The organism is Chryseobacterium sp. 6424 (assembly GCF_003692615.1).
Lineage (GTDB): Bacteria > Bacteroidota > Bacteroidia > Flavobacteriales > Weeksellaceae > Kaistella.
The window spans coordinates 1,362,925-1,380,228 of the sequence record NZ_CP023540.1; the positions used below are offsets into that span (position 1 = coordinate 1,362,925).

18 protein-coding genes, 1 tRNA gene and 1 pseudogene are annotated in these 17,304 nt (G+C 43.3%); 11 read left to right on the forward strand and 9 right to left on the reverse strand.

Going from position 1 to position 17,304, the window contains the following annotated elements; all coding sequences use genetic code 11:
- Positions 1 to 18: 18 nt before the first annotated feature.
- Positions 19 to 91, reverse strand: a tRNA-Met gene (locus tag CO230_RS06375).
- A gap of 89 nt (positions 92 to 180) precedes the next feature.
- Between CO230_RS06375 and CO230_RS06380 the strand changes: the two genes are divergently transcribed.
- From CO230_RS06380 to CO230_RS06415, 9 genes are all read left to right on the forward strand, one after another.
- A complete protein-coding gene (locus tag CO230_RS06380; protein WP_122027835.1) occupies positions 181 to 792 on the forward strand; it encodes an L-threonylcarbamoyladenylate synthase in 612 nt (203 codons plus the stop codon).
- A 41-nt stretch (positions 793 to 833) separates the two neighbouring features.
- Positions 834 to 1,592: a peroxide stress protein YaaA gene (yaaA, locus tag CO230_RS06385; protein WP_122027836.1), complete on the forward strand. Its 759-nt coding sequence runs from the start codon at positions 834 to 836 to the stop codon at positions 1,590 to 1,592.
- 15 nt (positions 1,593 to 1,607) lie between these two features.
- Positions 1,608 to 2,018, forward strand: a complete 411-nt coding sequence (locus CO230_RS06390) for an acyl-CoA thioesterase (RefSeq protein ID WP_122027837.1) — start codon at positions 1,608 to 1,610, stop codon at positions 2,016 to 2,018.
- Positions 2,002 to 2,562, forward strand: coding sequence for a helix-turn-helix domain-containing protein (locus CO230_RS06395; RefSeq protein ID WP_122027838.1), 561 nt, complete (start codon positions 2,002 to 2,004; stop codon positions 2,560 to 2,562). Before CO230_RS06390 ends, CO230_RS06395 begins: the two co-directional genes overlap by 17 nt.
- A 72-nt stretch (positions 2,563 to 2,634) precedes the next feature.
- Positions 2,635 to 4,659 carry a heavy metal translocating P-type ATPase gene (locus tag CO230_RS06400; protein ID WP_262601757.1) on the forward strand — a complete coding sequence of 675 codons (2,025 nt, stop codon included), beginning with the start codon at positions 2,635 to 2,637 and terminating at the stop codon, positions 4,657 to 4,659.
- Entirely contained in the window at positions 4,632 to 5,249 is a 618-nt protein-coding gene (locus CO230_RS12535; RefSeq protein WP_317124763.1) for an HAD-IC family P-type ATPase, read from the forward strand. Before CO230_RS06400 ends, CO230_RS12535 begins: the two co-directional genes overlap by 28 nt.
- Before the next feature lie 74 nt (positions 5,250 to 5,323).
- Positions 5,324 to 5,860: a type 1 glutamine amidotransferase domain-containing protein gene (locus CO230_RS06405; RefSeq protein WP_122027839.1), complete on the forward strand. Its 537-nt coding sequence runs from the start codon at positions 5,324 to 5,326 to the stop codon at positions 5,858 to 5,860.
- A gap of 17 nt (positions 5,861 to 5,877) precedes the next feature.
- Complete coding sequence (locus CO230_RS06410; RefSeq protein ID WP_122027840.1) at positions 5,878 to 6,474, forward strand: hypothetical protein; 597 nt, start codon at positions 5,878 to 5,880, stop codon at positions 6,472 to 6,474.
- On the forward strand, positions 6,471 to 7,202 hold the full coding sequence (locus tag CO230_RS06415) for a DUF72 domain-containing protein (RefSeq protein ID WP_122027841.1): 732 nt from the start codon (positions 6,471 to 6,473) through the stop codon (positions 7,200 to 7,202). The genes CO230_RS06410 and CO230_RS06415 overlap by 4 nt, the downstream gene beginning before the upstream one ends.
- On the opposite strand, the gene CO230_RS06420 is transcribed toward CO230_RS06415, so the two are convergent.
- The 5 genes from CO230_RS06420 to CO230_RS06440 form a co-directional block, all read right to left on the reverse strand.
- Positions 7,199 to 8,176 (reverse strand): polyprenyl synthetase family protein, encoded by a 978-nt coding sequence (locus CO230_RS06420; protein ID WP_122027842.1) that lies wholly within the window; start codon positions 8,174 to 8,176, stop codon positions 7,199 to 7,201. The genes CO230_RS06415 and CO230_RS06420 overlap by 4 nt on opposite strands.
- Before the next feature lie 108 nt (positions 8,177 to 8,284).
- Entirely contained in the window at positions 8,285 to 9,160 is an 876-nt protein-coding gene (locus CO230_RS06425) for a hypothetical protein (protein ID WP_228438053.1), read from the reverse strand.
- Positions 9,157 to 10,194, reverse strand: a complete 1,038-nt coding sequence (gene rlmN / locus CO230_RS06430; RefSeq protein WP_122027843.1) for a 23S rRNA (adenine(2503)-C(2))-methyltransferase RlmN — start codon at positions 10,192 to 10,194, stop codon at positions 9,157 to 9,159. Before rlmN ends, CO230_RS06425 begins: the two co-directional genes overlap by 4 nt.
- Before the next feature lie 94 nt (positions 10,195 to 10,288).
- Positions 10,289 to 11,338, reverse strand: coding sequence for a tRNA preQ1(34) S-adenosylmethionine ribosyltransferase-isomerase QueA (queA, locus tag CO230_RS06435; RefSeq protein ID WP_122027844.1), 1,050 nt, complete (start codon positions 11,336 to 11,338; stop codon positions 10,289 to 10,291).
- A gap of 126 nt (positions 11,339 to 11,464) precedes the next feature.
- Positions 11,465 to 11,953 (reverse strand): DNA-deoxyinosine glycosylase, encoded by a 489-nt coding sequence (locus CO230_RS06440; protein WP_122027845.1) that lies wholly within the window; start codon positions 11,951 to 11,953, stop codon positions 11,465 to 11,467.
- 207 nt (positions 11,954 to 12,160) lie between these two features.
- Between CO230_RS06440 and CO230_RS06445 the strand changes: the two genes are divergently transcribed.
- A complete protein-coding gene (locus tag CO230_RS06445) occupies positions 12,161 to 12,568 on the forward strand; it encodes a hypothetical protein (protein WP_122027846.1) in 408 nt (135 codons plus the stop codon).
- A gap of 41 nt (positions 12,569 to 12,609) precedes the next feature.
- Here CO230_RS06445 and CO230_RS06450 read toward each other — a convergent pair whose 3' ends face one another.
- The 3 genes and pseudogenes from CO230_RS06450 to CO230_RS06460 all read right to left on the reverse strand — a co-directional run bounded on the left by CO230_RS06450 (position 12,610) and on the right by CO230_RS06460 (position 15,564).
- On the reverse strand, positions 12,610 to 14,604 hold the full coding sequence (locus tag CO230_RS06450; RefSeq protein ID WP_122027847.1) for a S9 family peptidase: 1,995 nt from the start codon (positions 14,602 to 14,604) through the stop codon (positions 12,610 to 12,612).
- Between the two features lie 145 nt (positions 14,605 to 14,749).
- Positions 14,750 to 15,093, reverse strand: a pseudogene (locus CO230_RS06455) (phage holin family protein).
- A gap of 3 nt (positions 15,094 to 15,096) precedes the next feature.
- Positions 15,097 to 15,564 carry a DUF2147 domain-containing protein gene (locus tag CO230_RS06460; protein WP_162989994.1) on the reverse strand — a complete coding sequence of 156 codons (468 nt, stop codon included), beginning with the start codon at positions 15,562 to 15,564 and terminating at the stop codon, positions 15,097 to 15,099.
- Between the two features lie 157 nt (positions 15,565 to 15,721).
- On the opposite strand from CO230_RS06460, the gene CO230_RS06465 reads away from it, so the two are divergent.
- Positions 15,722 to 17,272 (forward strand): M20/M25/M40 family metallo-hydrolase, encoded by a 1,551-nt coding sequence (locus CO230_RS06465; protein WP_122027850.1) that lies wholly within the window; start codon positions 15,722 to 15,724, stop codon positions 17,270 to 17,272.
- Positions 17,273 to 17,304: the final 32 nt, after the last annotated feature.

Consider the following 17,304-nt stretch of genomic DNA (forward strand, 5'->3'; position numbering starts at 1 on the left):
GTGATTCTCTTTTGATAGTAGCGGGGACACGACTCGAACGTGCGACCTCCGGGTTATGAGCCCGACGAGCTACCTACTGCTCTACCCCGCGGTATTGTGATGCAAATATACAACTATTTTTATTAAATGCAAATTTTAGTCTAAAATTCTTTATTCATTTGCTTTTTGCTAAATTTGTATATGGCAAAAATACTTAAAATACATCCCGAAAATCCACAGGAAAATCTTATTAATGAAGTGGTTAAGGTTTTGAACAATGGTGGCATCATCATTTACCCCTCTGATACTGTTTATGCCTTAGGTTGTAACATTTTTGATGTCAGAGCGATGGAAAAACTCGCGCAAATAAAAAAAGTAAAGCTCGAAAAGGCACATTTTTCAATAATTTGTAACGACCTCAGTCATCTTTCAGGGTTTACTAAGGCCATCGACACCTCGGTTTTCCGCTTTCTGAAAAGTAAGATTCCCGGTCCGTTCACTTTCATCCTCGAAGCTAATAAAAGTCTGCCGCTTGCCTACAAAGGCAACAAAACAGTGGGAATCCGCGTGCCCGATCATGTAATCCCACAGTTGATTGTGGAAAAACTTGGCCACCCCATCGCCTCCACTTCGATAAAAGATGAGGATGAAGTCATTGAATATTCCACCGATCCTGAACTGATTGCCGAAAAATACGACCATCTGGTCGATATAGTGATAGACTCGGGCTATGGCGACAACGTAGCTTCTACGGTTGTAGATCTTACGAGTGGCGAGCCAGAGATTGTACGCCAGGGCAAGGGGGAAGTATAAACATCACTCTTTAATATTATTTAATTACAGAAAACTTATTAATGAAAATCATTACCTCACCAGCCAAACTGATGAAAACCGGTCATCTTGTAGAAACCAATCAAACAACAACCCCGGTTTTTATTAAGGAAGCTGAATTGATACACACTTATTTAAAAGAAAAAACGCCCCGCGAACTCGCCGAACTCATGGAACTTTCTGCAAAGCTCGCAGATGAGAATTGGGAGCGTAACCAACACTGGGTGCCCAATCCCACCGCAGACGAATCTGCCCCCGCCATGTGGGCCTTTACCGGTGAAGTCTATCGCGGGCTCGATGCGCCTTCTTTAACCCCAGAAGCCACAACTTATCTTCAGAAGAATTACCGCATGCTTTCCGGTCTTTATGGGCTACTGAAACCTTCAGACCGCATCATGCTGTATCGGTTGGAAATGGGACGCAAATTTCAGTTTGAACAGTACAAGAATCTATATGAGTTCTGGCGCGAAAAGATCACAGCGCAGCTAAACAGCGAACTGAAATCTGATGACATTTTACTGAACTTAGCCAGTGCTGAATATTTTAAAGCCATTGATAAAAAGAAACTGAATGCCACCGTTATTGATTTCGATTTTTATGAAATGAAAAGCGGAAAACCCAAAACCATTGTCGTATACACCAAACATGCCCGCGGACTGATGGTACGTTACTGCGCTGAAAACCTCGTGGAAAACCTTGATGAGGTAAAAGCCTTCAACTTGGCAGGTTATCTGATTGATGAAGAAATGTCCACTGAAACCAAACTTGTTTTTACCCGATAATTAAAATTAAACAAAATGAATTACCATACCAGAAAATGGATCAAACCTGAAGACTTAAACCCAAACCATACACTTTTTGGCGGTCGATTGTTGCAGTGGATTGACGAGGAAGCAGCGCTCTATTCCATCGTTCAACTCGAGACTCCGCGTTGTGTGACCAAATATATTTCTGAGATAAACTTTGTAAGTTCGGCTCGGCAGGGTGACATTATAGAAATAGGGATAGAAGCTACCGCGTTCGGAAACACTTCCATCACGCTGACCTGTGTTGTACGGAATATGATGACGCAGCAGACCATTATTACGATTGATAAAATTATTTTTGTCGGCATCGGTGAAGATGGCAAACCTGCAAAGCACGGAAAAACCCAAATCGAATATGTCGCAGACCGCCTGAAACGTATCGAGGATGAAAATATTCATTAGAAATATGGTTTGCGCTCGCTGTATCGCGGCAGTGGAGGATACATTTTCAAACGCTGGTATCGCGCTTCTATATGCCAGACTTGGGGAAGTGGAAACTATACAGGATCTGGAGATTAATGAGATTGAAAATATTGAAAAAAAACTGAATTCACTAGGCTTTGAAATACTTACGAATGCAGCTAAACAGGAAGTTGAAAAGGTAAAAACATTTATTATACTCACCGTAAACTCACTGGATATTCCCGAGGGGTTTGTACTGTCTAAAGCTGTTTCGGCTCATGTAAATAAGGAGTACAGCAGTATTTCCAAAAATTTTTCACAACTTGAAAATCTTACCCTCGAGCAGTTTTTTATTATTCAAAAAATAGAAAAGGTTAAAGAGTTGCTTTCATATAATGAAAAATATCTTAGTGAAATCGCCACCTGTTTAGGCTACAAAAGTGTGCAGCACCTGTCTTCGCAATTTAAAAATGCTACAGGCTTCTCACCTTCCGAGTTTAAAAAAACAAAATTGAAAAACCGTCTGCCACTGGATGAATTATAATTCTGTAATATTCTTCCATAATACTATAACTGCTTCCAAAAAGGTTTAACGAAATTTGAAAAAAGTTTACTTATGGAAAATCATAACCACAAAAATATCGCCAAACATCCAAGCGAACGTATTTCGCCAAGTTCTGTCTATTATTGTCCTATGGAATGCGAGGGCGAAAAAGTATATTTTGCGCCCGGCACGCGGTGTCCGGTTTGCAATATGTTTCTAGTACCGATAGAGGAACGTGCGGATTATCAAAACAAACCCGCAACATACAGTAAAACAAATTTACCGGTTTCCTTTAAAGATAAGGTAGGGCAATATTTCTGTCCTATGTTTTGCGAGAGTGATAAGACCTATCCTACCGATTCGGGTTGTCCGGTTTGCCACATGCATCTGGAGGAAATTACCGAAGAGTTGGTGCAACATATTGCCCCTGCTATAAATGACCAACCGAAAATTAAGGTCCAGGCCGGTAAATATTATTGCCCTATGTATTGCGAGGGCGATAAAGTGTATGACAGCAACGTAGGTTGCCCCGTGTGCGGTATGGATCTGGTGAAGTATCCTGAAAAGATGCAGCCCAAAGTATATTCATGTTCCATGCATCCGGCAGAAACGAGCAGCGAGCCCGGCGATTGCCCGGTATGCGGTATGGCGATGGTGGCACAAGCTGCACCAGAAGCAGAAGATGAAACTTACCTCTTGCTGAAGAAAAAATTTACCATCGCGATGCTGTTTACCCTTCCGGTGTTTATACTTTCAATGGGTGGCATGTTCATCGATTTTCCTTTTTCACATCGCGTACAGGGTATGTTAGAACTTGGGCTTACTTTGCCTGTCCTTTTCTATGCCGGTTGGTTCCTGATGAGACGTGGCTGGACTTCTTTCCGGACATGGAATCTCAATATGTTCAGTCTTATTGCATTAGGCGTGGGCGCCGCATTTCTATTTAGCCTTGTTGCATTGATTTTCCCGCAGGTTTTCCCGCACGAAATGAGACATGATGACCGGATTCCTTTTTATTTCGAAGCGGTTTGCGTGATCCTTACCCTCGTCATTTTAGGACAGCTAATGGAAGCCGCTGCACATAAAAGAACCGGTAACGCCATTAAAGAACTCATGGACCTTACACCTGATGAAGCCAACCTGATTCATCAAGGAACCGAAAAACGCGTACCGGTGAGCCAAATACAGATAGGCGATCTTATCCGTGTAAAACCAGGAGAAAAAATCCCGGTGGACGGTATCGTTACAGAGGGTACTTCTAGTATTGATGAAAGTATGATCACCGGTGAACCTGTGCCGGTCGAAAAATTTTCGGGTGATAAAGTGACCTCAGGAACCATCAACGGAAATGGTGTATTTCTGATGAAAGCCGAAAAGATTGGCGATGAGACACTTTTGTCGCAAATCATCCAGATGGTACATGATGCCAGCCGAAGCCGCGCGCCTATACAAAACCTTGTTGATAAAGTATCGAAGATTTTTGTGCCAGCCGTAATGCTAATCGCTTTGTTCACCTTCTTTGCTTGGTATTTCTTCGGCGGAGAAGACCGACTTACCATGGCATTTGTAAACGCCGTTGCAGTGCTTATCGTAGCCTGTCCGTGCGCACTGGGCCTCGCGACACCTATGAGTTTGATGGTGGGCATTGGTAAAGGCGCCAAAAATGGTATTTTAATTAAAGATGCGACCGCGCTTGAACAAATGCAGAAAGTCAACATCCTGATTACAGATAAAACAGGTACGCTTACGCAGGGCCGACCAACAGTGGATGATGTGTTTGCCATTGAAAACGCCGATAAAGCAGAAATTTTGAAACTTGCGGCGGCTCTCAACCAAAATTCTGAGCATCCGTTAGCAAGTGCCGTAATCACAGAACATCTGAAACATCAGTCTAATTTTGAGAAAGTAACCGATTTCGAGAATGTGTCCGGCAAAGGCATTACCGGAAAAGTGAATGGCGACCAACTTTTGTTGGGGAACGCGGCTTTGCTACAGCATTTTAATATCGAAATTCCCGCGTCTATAGAACACCGAATACGGCAGCAGCAACAACAAGCGAAAACTATATCATTTTTGCCAAAAAAGGCCGCTTATTAGGTTTCATTAGCTTTTCAGATAAAATAAAAGATACCTCCAAGCGCGCGATGGAAGAATTACGCCGTCACCATGTAGAAGTAGTGATGATGACCGGCGATCATGAAAATACCGCAAAAGCAGTGGCTCATCATTTAGGTATTAGTAAATATTTTGCTGCGCAATTGCCCCAGGATAAACTTAAATATATAAAAGAGCTTCAACAAAACGGTAATACGGTGGCAATGACTGGCGATGGCATCAACGATGCACCGGCACTTGCCCAGGCCAACGTAGGAATAGCGATGGGAACCGGCACCGACGTGGCAATTCAAAGCGCCGATCTTACTTTACTGAAAGGCGACCTCATGGGCATCGCAAAAGCGCGCATACTCAGTGAAAAATTATTGAAGAACATTCGGCAAAACCTCTTTTTTGCATTCATTTATAACATATTGGGCATTCCGATTGCTGCCGGTTTGTTATATCCGTTCTTCGGGATCTTACTTAGTCCAATGATTGCCGCGGCGGCAATGAGCGTAAGTTCCCTTTCAGTAATTTTAAATTCTTTAAGACTTAATGGTATAGATCTTACGATCCATCATAATCGTTAAAGAGTTTTAAAAAAAACAATATTTATAGGGGCGGCAACATTTTTGCAGCCCTTTGTTTATTAAAAAACAACGATATGTCAGATTTAAAGAATAAGAAAATTGCCGTTCTCGTGGCCGACGGTTACGAACAGTCAGAACTTGAAAGCCCTGTAGCAGCTTTGGAAAAAGCCGGTGCAGAAGTTGAAATTATCTCCTTGAAATCAGGTGAAATCAAAGCCATGAAAGACCATGAGTGGAGCAATTCTGTAAAAGTAGATCAAACGGTGGGCGATGCGAAAGTTTCAGATTATGACGCGCTGCTTCTTCCGGGTGGCGTGCTCAATCCCGATGCGGTTCGCAGTGATGAGAAAGCCATCTCGTTCGTGAAAGAATTTTTTGAAGCCAATAAGCCTGTCGCCGCTATTTGTCATGGTCCGCAAATCCTAATTACAGCCGAAGCAGTGCAGGGTAAAAAAATGACTTCTTACCCTGCCGTTGCCATTGACCTTAAAAATGCTGGTGCCGAATGGGTGGATGAAGAAGTGGTGACCGACGGTAACCTTACCACCAGTCGGAAACCCGATGACTTACCTGCTTTCAATGAAAGAATAATTAAAGAATTTGCCAAATAAACATTTAAAAAACAGGTATGAAAGAAAAAATCCCCGCCCAGCACAGCGGCGCCAAAACAGAAGTAGGTTCCGAAGTTGAATTTGATACCGAACAGGCCGCGATCGAGCATTACGAGAAAGTGAAAAAACGCTTTTACGATATGAACTCTTGGGAACTTTTTGCCGGCCGCGAAAAAGCTGAATTTTCGGTACGCGATGCCCAGGGAAACATCATCCTCGAAAAACCCAAAGTAGGCGATTATTTTTGTATAAAACTGCCCGGCTTACACAACAAGAGTGGTGACGGATACGATTGGGTACATATTGAACATGTGGAGGAAGAAGAAAATGAGCATCAGGCCTCAGCCTACATCCGTGTGCGGCCTTGCGCCAATCCTACAAAACCCGATGAAGGCATTGCGCATTTCTTCAATCCAGAGGCTACCTCAAACTTTTTAATTAAAAGAGAGGGACGTAAAGTCATCGCGGAAGTTCATGGCCGAAACGAAACTCCAAATACTGAAAATCATGATCTGCTGGAGAAAATCCGTAACGGAATGGTTGCCATGGGCGGTATGGTAATCGCCAGCGAAATTCAGTGGAAAGCCCTTACAGAAGGCATTTTGAAGAAATGAGACAGAAAATATACATTGGCTGCTCTGGCTTTTCAAACCGGGACTGGAAGGGGTATTTCTATCCGGAGGATGTGGCTTCTAAGGACCAACTTGCTTATTATGCCACTATATTTTCTACAGTTGAGATAAACACTACTTTCTACCGTATTCCGCGTATTACGACTTTAGAAAACTGGTATAATCGCAGTCGCGAAGGTTTCGGTTTTTTTGTGAAAATACCGAAAACCATCACGCATATCAAAAAACTTTTGGATACGAAAGCCGAGACGACTGAATTCTGTCAGCATATTTCCACCGGTATGCGAGATAAGCTGACAGGATTTTTATTTCAGCTACCGCCAAGCTATCATTTCAGTTTAGAAAATCTAGAAAAAGTGGTACAGACTGTCGATCCTTCATATCTGAATGTGGTGGAATTCCGGCATGAATCATGGTGGACTGCCGAAGTCATGCAACGCCTTGAAAGTGAAAACATTGTATTCTCTGGTGTAAGTCATCCTACGAATATACATGATGAGTTTATCAGCAATCACCCAACACATGCCTATTATCGGTTACATGGGGTGCCGATCATGTTTAAATCTGAATATACAGAAGCGGAATTAGATAATTTAGCCAGGGAAATTAAGAAATCTGGCCGCGATACGTACATTTATTTCAACAATACCTGGGGCACAGCCGCAATAAAAAATGCTCTTTATTTAAAAAAAAAACTGGCAGTTGATTAAAACTTACGTTCAATAACGTAATCCAGCATCAGATGAAGAGATTCCCGGGCATCCGATTCCGGGAATTCATTTAAAATATCCTTTGCACGCTGCTGGTAAGTTTTCATGACACCAATAGCATAATCCAAACCACCAGAGTCTTTTACGAATGCGATAAGTTCTTTCACGCGTTTGGTGTCGTTATTATACCGTTTAATGGTGTTGAGGTAATATTTTCGGTCTTTTTCAGAGGCAGCCCTTAATGTATAAATCAATGGGAGCGTCATTTTCTGTTCCTTAATGTCAATTCCTACAGGTTTCCCAATAATATTTGAAGTTAAATAGTCAAAAAGGTCATCCTTGATCTGAAAAGCCATTCCTGTAAGCGTTCCAAATTCCATCATTTTGGCCGCCAGGCTTTCATCAGCATCATTTGAAAGTACACCGATTTCGCAGCAGGCCGCAATTAAAGTCGCGGTTTTCTGTCGGATGATCTCGTAATATACTTCCTCCGTAATATCAAGTTTACGGGCTTTTTCGAGCTGTAGCAATTCGCCTTCCGCCATCTCACGAATGGTCCTTGAAATGACTGCCAACAAATCGAAATCCTTGTGGTCGGTTGATAATAAAACCGCTTTTGACAACAGATAATCCCCCACCAAAACCGCAATCTTATTCTTCCATAAGGCATTAATTGAGAAAAAATTACGCCTTTTGAAACTTTCGTCCACCACATCATCATGCACAAGCGTCGCGGTATGTATAAGCTCAATCATCGAAGCGCCACGGTACGTTTTTGCATTGACTTCCCCCAGAAGTTTAGCGCAAAGAAAGACAAACATCGGCCGCATCTGCTTCCCCTTAGTGGTTACGATAAACCGGGTTACCTTATCGAGCAGCGGGACATTGCTTTGCATGGATTCATAAAACTTTTGTTCAAAAAGTTTCATCTCTGCGTTGATCGGTTTCTTGATTTCTTCTACAATACTGGCCACGGATGAGGGTTATGCTGAATAAAATGTTGACAAATATAATTAAAAATTCATGCAGTTCGTAGTGGTAAACTCACAAATACAGCGCCACAATGGTACTTCGTGATATTTTTATTTCAGTTTCGCGTGCGGAATAAAATATAACGTAGGTTTCACAGTACCGAGTGGCGAGATAAACTTTTCCCCGGAAATATAGACGCCTTCGTCATTCACCTCAATGCCCTCAATTTGGCTTAACGCAAGTGAAGAGCCTAAATAATACTTTGCAGGTCCAGCTGAAAAAAATATCCCAAGTTCGGTTTCCTTAAAAACGCTTAAATAAACTTCTGTCTTTTTGGTATAACCCACCAGATATAGGTTGCCCCGGTAATATGCGGCATCGGTCACCACATAACCGGTTTGATAGGTTTCAATTTTTTGTGCCGCTTGCATTTCCTTGATTTGTGGATCTACCACATAATGCGTCGTAGCGCGCGAAGACCATTCTTTGGTGAAGATATGTAGTTTTCCGTTCAGGAAGACCATCGCTTCAGCATCGAAATCATTATTGAGGTTTTTTCTGGAAAAATCCTTCTGTTCAGGATAATAATACGGGATCTGCTGTACGGAGTCTGCTGCTGGTTGTCCGTGCATCGGTATTCTGTAGATCACCAAATCTTTCCTGTTGCCCAGGTTATTGCCAAAATCTGCAATATAAAGATGTAAGGAATCTGCGGCGATGGCTTCCCAGTCCTTGTTTTCAAGGGAGGTGGCGTATATGTTCTGAACAGTACCGTTCTTACGGTCAATTTCAAAGATTTCAGAAGTGTTTCCGCTGTCATTGATGGTAAAAAGCCGGTTCTGGAAAAACGCCAGCCCAGAGTTTTCCCTGATTGTATCGGGAAGCTGGGCGATGCGGTATTTTTTTAGTTTAAAGAATTGCTGTTGCTGGGCACTTAGCGCACTGAAGTTAAGTGCAATGAAAAACACAAACAGTAATCTCATCATGCACCTGTAGTTTTATTTGCCAATTGTCCGCACGCAGCGTCAATATCTCCGCCTCTGCTGCGACGAATCAAGACAGTGATGCCGGCATTTTCGAGCTGTCGTACGTAATTTTCTTCGGCTTCTTTGTTACACTGGTCATATTTACCGTCACCAATCGGGTTGTATTGGATCAAGTTAACTTTTGAAGGTACTTGGCGGCAATACCTGATTAGCGCTTTAATGTCTTCATCCTGATCATTGATGCCTTTCCACACGCAATATTCAAACGTGACAGGATTACCCGTTTTCTCATACCAATATTTAAGAGAATCCATTATCTCTGTAAGCGGAAACTTAGATGAAAACGGCATGATCTCGTTCCTTTTTTCCTCGATCGCTGAATGTAGGGATAGAGCCAGCTTCACGCGCAGGTCATCATCAGCCAGCATTTTTATCATCTTCGGAATGCCGGAGGTGGATACGGTAATCCTTCTTGGCGACATACCCAGACCTTCTGGCTGCGTGATTTTTTTAATGGCTTCAACTACGTTTTTATAGTTCATCATGGGTTCGCCCATTCCCATGAAAACGATGTTTGAAAGCGGCCGGTCGAAATAGGTTTTACTTTGCTGATCGATCAGCGCGACTTGGTCTACGATTTCGGCTACTTCAAGATTACGCATCCTCTTCAGCCTTGCGGTGGCGCAGAATTCACAGTTCAGCGAGCAGCCGACTTGTGAGGATACGCAGGCCGTGGTACGGGTTTCCGTAGGAATCAGTACAGATTCTACCATCAGTCCGTCGTGCAGTTTTACGCCGTTTTTTATGGTCCCGTCCTTGGATTTTTGTAACAGATCAACAGAAATTGGATTGATGATGTATTCCTGTGCTATTTTTTCCCGCAATTCTTTTGAAAGGTTGGTCATTTCCTCAATTGAATGCAAGTTTTTGCTCCACAGCCAGTCGTAAACTTGTTTCGCACGGAAGGGTTTTTCGCCAATTGACCGGAAATATTCCGTTAACTGGTCTAAATTTAAAGTTCTAATATCTTTCATAGAAAAAAATCTCGCAGATTTTGCAAATTTAGCGGATAATTTTTAATCTGCCGGATGTGCAAAAACTGCGAGAAGAATCGGGTATTTAAAATACTTAAAGGATCAGCATGGCATCACCATAAGAGTAAAACTTATACTCATTTTTAATGGCTTCTTCGTAGGCATGCATCAGGAAGTCTTTGCCAGCGAAGGCCGCGATCATCATCAACAGTGTAGATTTTGGTGTATGGAAATTGGTAATCATCGAGTTGGCTACACCAAATTCATGTGGTGGGAAGATGAATTTATTCGTCCAGCCATGGTAAGGCCCAATTTTTTTATTAGATGAAACAGAGGTTTCCAAAGCACGCATCGTGGTTGTCCCTACTGCGCAGATCCTTCTTTGCTCCGCCACCGCTTTGTTAATGATATCAGCGTTTACCTGATCGATGATGGCTTCTTCCGACTCCATCTTGTGTTTGCTGAGGTCTTCGACTTCAATTGGGTTGAAGGTTCCCAAACCTACGTGTAAAGTGACTTCAGCGAAGTCGATCCCTTTAATCTCCAGCCTTTTCATCAGGTGTCTGGAGAAGTGCAGGCCGGCGGTTGGCGCGGCTACGGCACCTTCATGTTTTGCGTAGATGGTTTGGTAACGTTCGGCATCTTCCGGTTCTACAGCACGCTTGATGTACTTTGGAAGTGGGGTTTCGCCAAGTTCTTTCAGCTTCGCACGGAATTCTTCATAAGACCCGTCGTAAAGAAATCTTAACGTACGGCCTCTTGAAGTCGTATTATCAATCACTTCCGCCACCAAGGATTCATCTTCGGTAAAGAACAGTTTATTGCCGATACGGATTTTTCTTGCAGGGTCCACCAATACATCCCACACACGGGTTTCGCGGTCAAGTTCACGGAGCAGGAAAACCTCAATCTTAGCGCCGGTTTTTTCTTTGTTTCCATAAAGTCTTGCAGGGAATACCTTGGTGTTATTGAAGATAAAAAGATCGTGTTCGTCGAAATAATCTACTACGTCTTTAAAAAGCTTGTGTTCGATAGTCTCGTCTTTACGGTTGAGGACCATCAGGCGGGCCTCATCTCTGTGTTCTGATGGATGTTCAGCCAAGAGTTCTTCCGGCAGGTGGAAGTTGAAATCAGATGTTTTCATTTTTTAAATTACGGTTTAAAAATTAGTCCCGAAAAATCTCGGGCTGCAAAGATACGGTTTTTGCCTGCCGAAGTCAAATCTGCGTTTTTAAAAAGATTATTTGCTGTATAAAGGCCAAAGTATGTCTCATAAATAATCAAGGATGATTTTCCAGCTTTCGAGTTTCTCCTCGAACTGAACGGTGTGTAGCGGGCTGGTGGAAGGCAGCACATGAAAAGGGATCTGTGAGTCTTTGCCCAAGATCTTGCGGGCTTCTTTGGAGGATTTCTGTCCATTGCTGAAGATGGCGTTAATAGAAGGATGCTCGGCCACCAATTGAAGAATATCATTATGCACTTCGTTACGGATTTTCGCGTCAGAACTTCCCTCGCGTTCACATGAGCCGATAACATCCCAAAGCGCGATCCCATGTTTGTACAGCAATTGCTGGCGCACTTCATAATCAGTACTGAATGCTTCGCCAAAAAGTTGGAACAGTATCTTCCAGAACTGATTCTGTGGGTGCGCGTAATATTGTTGCATCTGTAGGGATTTTGCACCTGGCGCAGAGCCTAAAATCAATATTTTCGGCTCATTGGGTATGATGGGCGGAAATGAATATATTCTGTCTGTCATTAATGCTACATCTTTAAAATAGAATTGGAATGATAAATGTAAGCTAAAAAAATCTAAATATATGCTTATGAAAAAGTTATCATTATTTACCGGGATGCTTTTGGTATTCTTAACGACCAGCTGCCGTGAAATTGTAAACACGGTCTTTGATGCACTGCCTCCGTTTGATGTACCATTTCAACAACGGTTGCCGTGCCGTTCGCAAGCATGAATACGACTACCTACACCCGCACCCCAGAAATCCCTATGAACATTAATCTGGATGCGAAGATCAAAGAAAACAACCCGAATTATTCCATCAATAATCTAAAATCAGTGAAGCTGAGCACACTTTCGGTAGATTGGGTAAGTTCTATCGCCGATACCCGCCTGAACGTGATCAAGAATGCAAGGATTTACCTAAAAGCGCCAAATATGGAAGAAAAACTGATTGCGACGGCTTATAATAACACCAATCCCAACACGATCACTTTCACGGTTATGGATGAGGAACTCCTTAACTACTTCCGGACCAGTCAAAACTCATTGATCTTCGAGGTGATGGCTTCTACCGCCACTGCCGACCAGCTTACCATGAGGCTGAACTCAGGCTTTAAGATCCGGGTGCAATTATAAATAAAAGAAGGTTCCCAAATTTGGGAACCTTCTTTTATGTTCTAAAGTGTTTCTTTCAGCCATTCGAAGAATTCACGCTGCCAAACAAGCGCGTTGTGAGGTTTTAGCACCCAATGATTTTCATTCGGGAAATATACGAACTTAGCTTTAAGTCCGTGTAATTTAGCGGCCTGAAATGCCTGTTGGCCCTGCTCGTAAGGCACACGGTAATCAAGTCCCCCTTGGATTATCATGATAGGCTTGTTCCATTTACTGATGTAATTACTCGGGTTAAAATCAGTGTAAGATCTTGGCAACGGATTTTCAAAGGGTGACCCCAAATCCCAGTTCGCGAAGAAGAGTTCCTCGGTTGTTAACGCCCAGGATTTCATATCATATAGGCCATTATGCGAAATAAAGGTTTTAAACCTATTTTCATGGATGCCGGCCAGCATATAAACACTGTAGCCACCATAGCTTGCACCTACCGCCCCTATTTTGTCAGCATCTACAAAAGGTAGGTTTTTAGCATAATCGGTAGCCGAAAGATAGTCCTGCATTACCTGTCCGCCCCAGTCGCGGGAGATTTGCTCGTTCCACGCGGTACCCCAACCCGGCATGCCACGACGGTTAGGCGCTATGATGATGTAGTCGTTTGCTGCCATCAGCGCAAAATTCCAGCGGGTACTGAAGGTTTGGGTGAGCGCGGATTGCGGACCACCCTGGCAATAAAGCAAAGCCGGATATTTTTTGTTGGGATCGAAGTTTGGCGGATAGATAAACCAAACGCCCATTTCCTTCCCATCAGTGGTTTTTACCATCCTTAACTCAGTCTTTGACGGAGTAATCTTTGCGTAGGCTTCTCTGTTGATATCGGTAACTTGTTTCATGTTACCATTTCTCAAGTCAACAGAATACAAATCGGCAGCGTGGTTCATATCAGTCCGGCCGACTAAAAGTGTGTTCTTACCCTGCGCATAGATTTCTGTGATATCAAAATCCCCTTTTGTCACCTGTTTTATTTTTCCGGATCTAAGGTCTGTGACGAAAAGCTGTTTCGTGCCGCGAATGGCAGAAGTGAAATAAATATTTTTGGAATCCTGCGTCCAGAAGGTGTCACCGGTGACACTCTCATCCCAGTTTTGGGTGATGTTCTGCACCGTCTTTGTCTGCCAGTCCATTATTTTGATGTCATTTTTATCCGCTTCATATCCGTCGCGGGCCATTGACATCCACAGCAGTTTTTTGCCATCCGGGGAAAATTTAGGTGCTACATCGTAGCCTTCATTGGCGGCAGTAAGATTCGTTGTTGTACCGGCAGCCAAATGATAGGCGAAGATATCGGTATTGGTACTTTTGGCGTATGCCGTGCCGCTAAGTGGTTTTGTTACAAACAACACCTGTGAAGAATCTGGGCTCCAAATGAAATCCTCTGCCCCACCGAATGGTCTTTGAGGAGAATCCCAGGCTTTGCCTTCAAGCAGATCAACCGCGCTGTCAGCTGGCTGGGTAGCATCTACCACAAAGATGTGGTTATACTTCCCTTGGTTAAAATAATCCCAGTGGCGGTGGTTCAGGTCGGTGTAGATGTGTGCGGTACTTTTAGCCACATCATTATATTTATCTTTGCCCAACACTTTTTCTACCAATACTTCACGGCTGAAGGCGATTTTCTTACCGTCTGGCGAAATCACAATATTATCGGCATTGGCTAACGTGTAAAATGCAGACCAGGTTTTACCGGCATCTTTCGAAAGAAATATCTGGTCGCCATCCTGTGCATAAAGGCCGTTTTTATCCCATTGGATAATGCTTTTCTTGCCAAGATCAATGCTGCTTGCTTCCGCGGTACGTATATTCAGGAAGTAATTGGTTTTGTTGTTCTTTTCTGTTTGCAAATCGGTTTTGCCTACCGAATATATAAGGCTGCTTTGATCCGGTGAAACAGCGGTGATCCCGATTTTGTTGAGGGTCCATAGTGTTTCCGGTGTCATTACATTTTGTGCGTTCATAAGAAATGGCGCTGCAACGGCGACCAGCGTGTGTTTGAGCTTCATAGAGAAAGTTTTTAATGATTTTGCAGAAATCTGCCCACAGCAAAGATAGCAAATAAAGCCGTTTTTCAATAGTGGCAACTTTTTCAGTTAAGACACAAAAAAAGTCTTCATGAATACATAAAGACTTATTTGAAGTAAAAAATAGTTAATCTGCTGAGCTAAATACACCACTGAGTAAAGAAGTGATAAGCGAAAGCGCGATACTGAAGATAAAGGCCCACCAAAACCATCGATCTGCATCCCGTCAATGAAATAATCGGCAATCAGAACCACCAGGGCATTGATGACCAAAGAAAAAAGTCCGAGTGTAAGTATGGTTAGCGGAAGCCCAAGAATCTTCAGAACAGGCGATACAATGAGGTTCAGCACACCGAGTACAATGGCAAAAACCAACGCGGTAGAAAAACCGTCAAAGTGTACCCCTGAAAATATTTTTGTTAGAAAAAACGCGACAACCGCGGTCAAGAGTAATCTGATAATCATATTCATAGTTTATAATTTTGCAAGTATTTCGTTATTTGTTTTTTTGAAAGTCATGGTTTTACCAATCCATTTATATTTCCAATAGCCACGGACTTTCATAAGGCCATTTTCAGTAAGCTGCGCGGAAGAGTCCCAGAACCGCCCGCTGGTAGCATCATAGATCTTGCCCTGCTCCCAGGATTTGGTCTTAGTATTGAAATGTAGTCCGTGCAGGATCTCCATACCCAGGATTTTCCGGTGCCTTAGCGCGGGGTTGGGATTTTCGGTGTCAAACCTCTTATCCATCGGTAATCCGCTGCCCAAACGTTCATCAAACCAAATCACACGGGCTTTATATTCGTTATTTTTCTTGTAAACTTCTACCGCTACGCTGTGGTCAGTCGCCAGCCATTTACCCAAAACCAAATCGGCCTTGGCTTGTGCGCCTACTTTGATTAAGAAAAAACACAGGACTAATATAAGATTTTTTGCCATCATATTTTTTCCCATACAAGATTGTTGCCAAGCTTCATTCAGTAAAAGAATCAACCCAAGAAAACCCTACGAAAAACCCCGCTTCACATCCTTCAAATTTGTACGCGTTTTTTCATATTCACAAAATTTTAATTATCTTCATCGCAAAAACTATTTTATAATGAAGAATTATGCAAAAGTGTGGATGCTTTCTGTTGTTTTCGCAACAGGTTTGCAGGCCCAGACTCAGGATGCTGTGGTAAAATCTATCATGGATGAAACGTACAACAACTCCCAACTCGAGCAGCTGGCTTATGAACTGTTGGATGGCATCGGTCCCCGTCTTGTAGGAAGTCCGAAAATGCAGCAGTCGCACGACTGGGCCGTGAACCGTTTCAAAAACTGGGGAATTAACGTCCGCAATGAGCAATGGGGAGAATGGAAATCCTGGGAAAGAGGCACCACCACTATTGAAATGGTAGCGCCTTATGCCAAATCTATCGAAGGAATGCAACTTGCCTTCAGCCCGGCTACTCCCGCTAAAGGGCTTACCGCCGATGTGGTAATGATGCCTATCTTTGCCAGCACCGCAGAGTTTAATGCCTGGCTGCCCAAGGTAAAAGGCAAACTCGTGATGGTATCTCAATATCAAGCCTCGGGACGCCCTGAGTATAACTGGAAGGAATTTGCCACACCCGAATCATTCGAGAAAATGCAAAACGAATCCAGAGCAGCCTCTGAAGTGTGGCAAAACTCAATAAAAGCAACAGGCGAAACCAGCAGAACCCTAAATGCGAAACTTGAAGCTGCAGGTGCCGCCGGCATCATCTCTTCTAACTGGTCACGCGGTTTCGGGGTGAACAAGATTTTCTCTGCCGCAACAAAAAAAATCCCGGTAATGGATGTTTCTTTGGAAGATTACGGACAACTGTACCGAATGCTTAAAAACGGAACTACGCCAAAGCTTAAGATCATCGCAAATTCTAAAGACCGTGGGATGGCACCTACTTTCAACACCGTAGCAGAAATAAAAGGTTCTGAAAAACCTGATGAATACATCATCCTGTCGGCACACCTTGATTCTTGGGATGGTGGTACAGGTGCGACTGATAATGGCACAGGAACCATCACGATGATGGAAGTAGCCCGTATCCTGAAAAAGCACTACCCGAACCCGAAAAGAACCATTATCGTAGGGCTTTGGGGCAGCGAGGAGCAGGGACTTAACGGCTCGCGGGCGTATGTGTCGGCTCATAAAGACCAAATGCCGAAAATCCAGGCACTTTTCAATCAGGACAATGGTACAGGGCGCATCGCCAACATCAGTGGACAGGGATTCCTGCATTCATATGATTATCTTGGGCGCTGGCTGAATGCAGTGCCAAAAGAGCTTACCAAAGACATCAAAACCACTTTCCCTGGGACACCGGGCGCAGGCGGTTCAGACCACGCCTCTTTTGTAGCGGCAGGCGTACCGGCCTTCATGCTGGGATCTTTAAACTGGAGCTATGGCAATTACACCTGGCATACCAACCGTGATACCTACGATAAAATCGTCTTCGATGATGTAAAAAGTAACGTGGCCCTGATCGCAATCTTAACCTACATGGCCAGCGAAGATCCTGAAAAAGCGTCCGCTGAAAAAATAAACCTGGGTATTGAGTCCCGTACCGGTGAGCCTGCAAAATGGCCGGAAGTGAAAGAACCTACCCGAAAAGGTGGTCTCGATTAATATTTTGCCTTGACAATTATTGAAACGTTCAG

What these genes read in the sequence shown, in the direction of transcription:
- CO230_RS06380 (WP_122027835.1), top strand. Translation starts at nt 181, where the DNA reads ATGGCAAAAATACTTAAAATACATCCCGAAAATCCACAGGAAAATCTT.
- yaaA (WP_122027836.1), top strand. Translation starts at nt 834, where the DNA reads ATGAAAATCATTACCTCACCAGCCAAACTGATGAAAACCGGTCATCTT.
- CO230_RS06390 (WP_122027837.1), top strand. Translation starts at nt 1,608, where the DNA reads ATGAATTACCATACCAGAAAATGGATCAAACCTGAAGACTTAAACCCA.
- CO230_RS06395 (WP_122027838.1), top strand. Translation starts at nt 2,002, where the DNA reads ATGAAAATATTCATTAGAAATATGGTTTGCGCTCGCTGTATCGCGGCA.
- CO230_RS06400 (WP_262601757.1), top strand. Translation starts at nt 2,635, where the DNA reads ATGGAAAATCATAACCACAAAAATATCGCCAAACATCCAAGCGAACGT.
- CO230_RS06405 (WP_122027839.1), top strand. Translation starts at nt 5,324, where the DNA reads ATGTCAGATTTAAAGAATAAGAAAATTGCCGTTCTCGTGGCCGACGGT.
- CO230_RS06410 (WP_122027840.1), top strand. Translation starts at nt 5,878, where the DNA reads ATGAAAGAAAAAATCCCCGCCCAGCACAGCGGCGCCAAAACAGAAGTA.
- CO230_RS06415 (WP_122027841.1), top strand. Translation starts at nt 6,471, where the DNA reads ATGAGACAGAAAATATACATTGGCTGCTCTGGCTTTTCAAACCGGGAC.
- CO230_RS06425 (WP_228438053.1), bottom strand. Translation starts at nt 9,160, where the DNA reads ATGATGAGATTACTGTTTGTGTTTTTCATTGCACTTAACTTCAGTGCG.
- rlmN (WP_122027843.1), bottom strand. Translation starts at nt 10,194, where the DNA reads ATGAAAGATATTAGAACTTTAAATTTAGACCAGTTAACGGAATATTTC.
- queA (WP_122027844.1), bottom strand. Translation starts at nt 11,338, where the DNA reads ATGAAAACATCTGATTTCAACTTCCACCTGCCGGAAGAACTCTTGGCT.
- CO230_RS06440 (WP_122027845.1), bottom strand. Translation starts at nt 11,953, where the DNA reads ATGACAGACAGAATATATTCATTTCCGCCCATCATACCCAATGAGCCG.
- CO230_RS06445 (WP_122027846.1), top strand. Translation starts at nt 12,161, where the DNA reads ATGAATACGACTACCTACACCCGCACCCCAGAAATCCCTATGAACATT.
- CO230_RS06450 (WP_122027847.1), bottom strand. Translation starts at nt 14,604, where the DNA reads ATGAAGCTCAAACACACGCTGGTCGCCGTTGCAGCGCCATTTCTTATG.
- CO230_RS06460 (WP_162989994.1), bottom strand. Translation starts at nt 15,564, where the DNA reads ATGATGGCAAAAAATCTTATATTAGTCCTGTGTTTTTTCTTAATCAAA.
- CO230_RS06465 (WP_122027850.1), top strand. Translation starts at nt 15,722, where the DNA reads ATGAAGAATTATGCAAAAGTGTGGATGCTTTCTGTTGTTTTCGCAACA.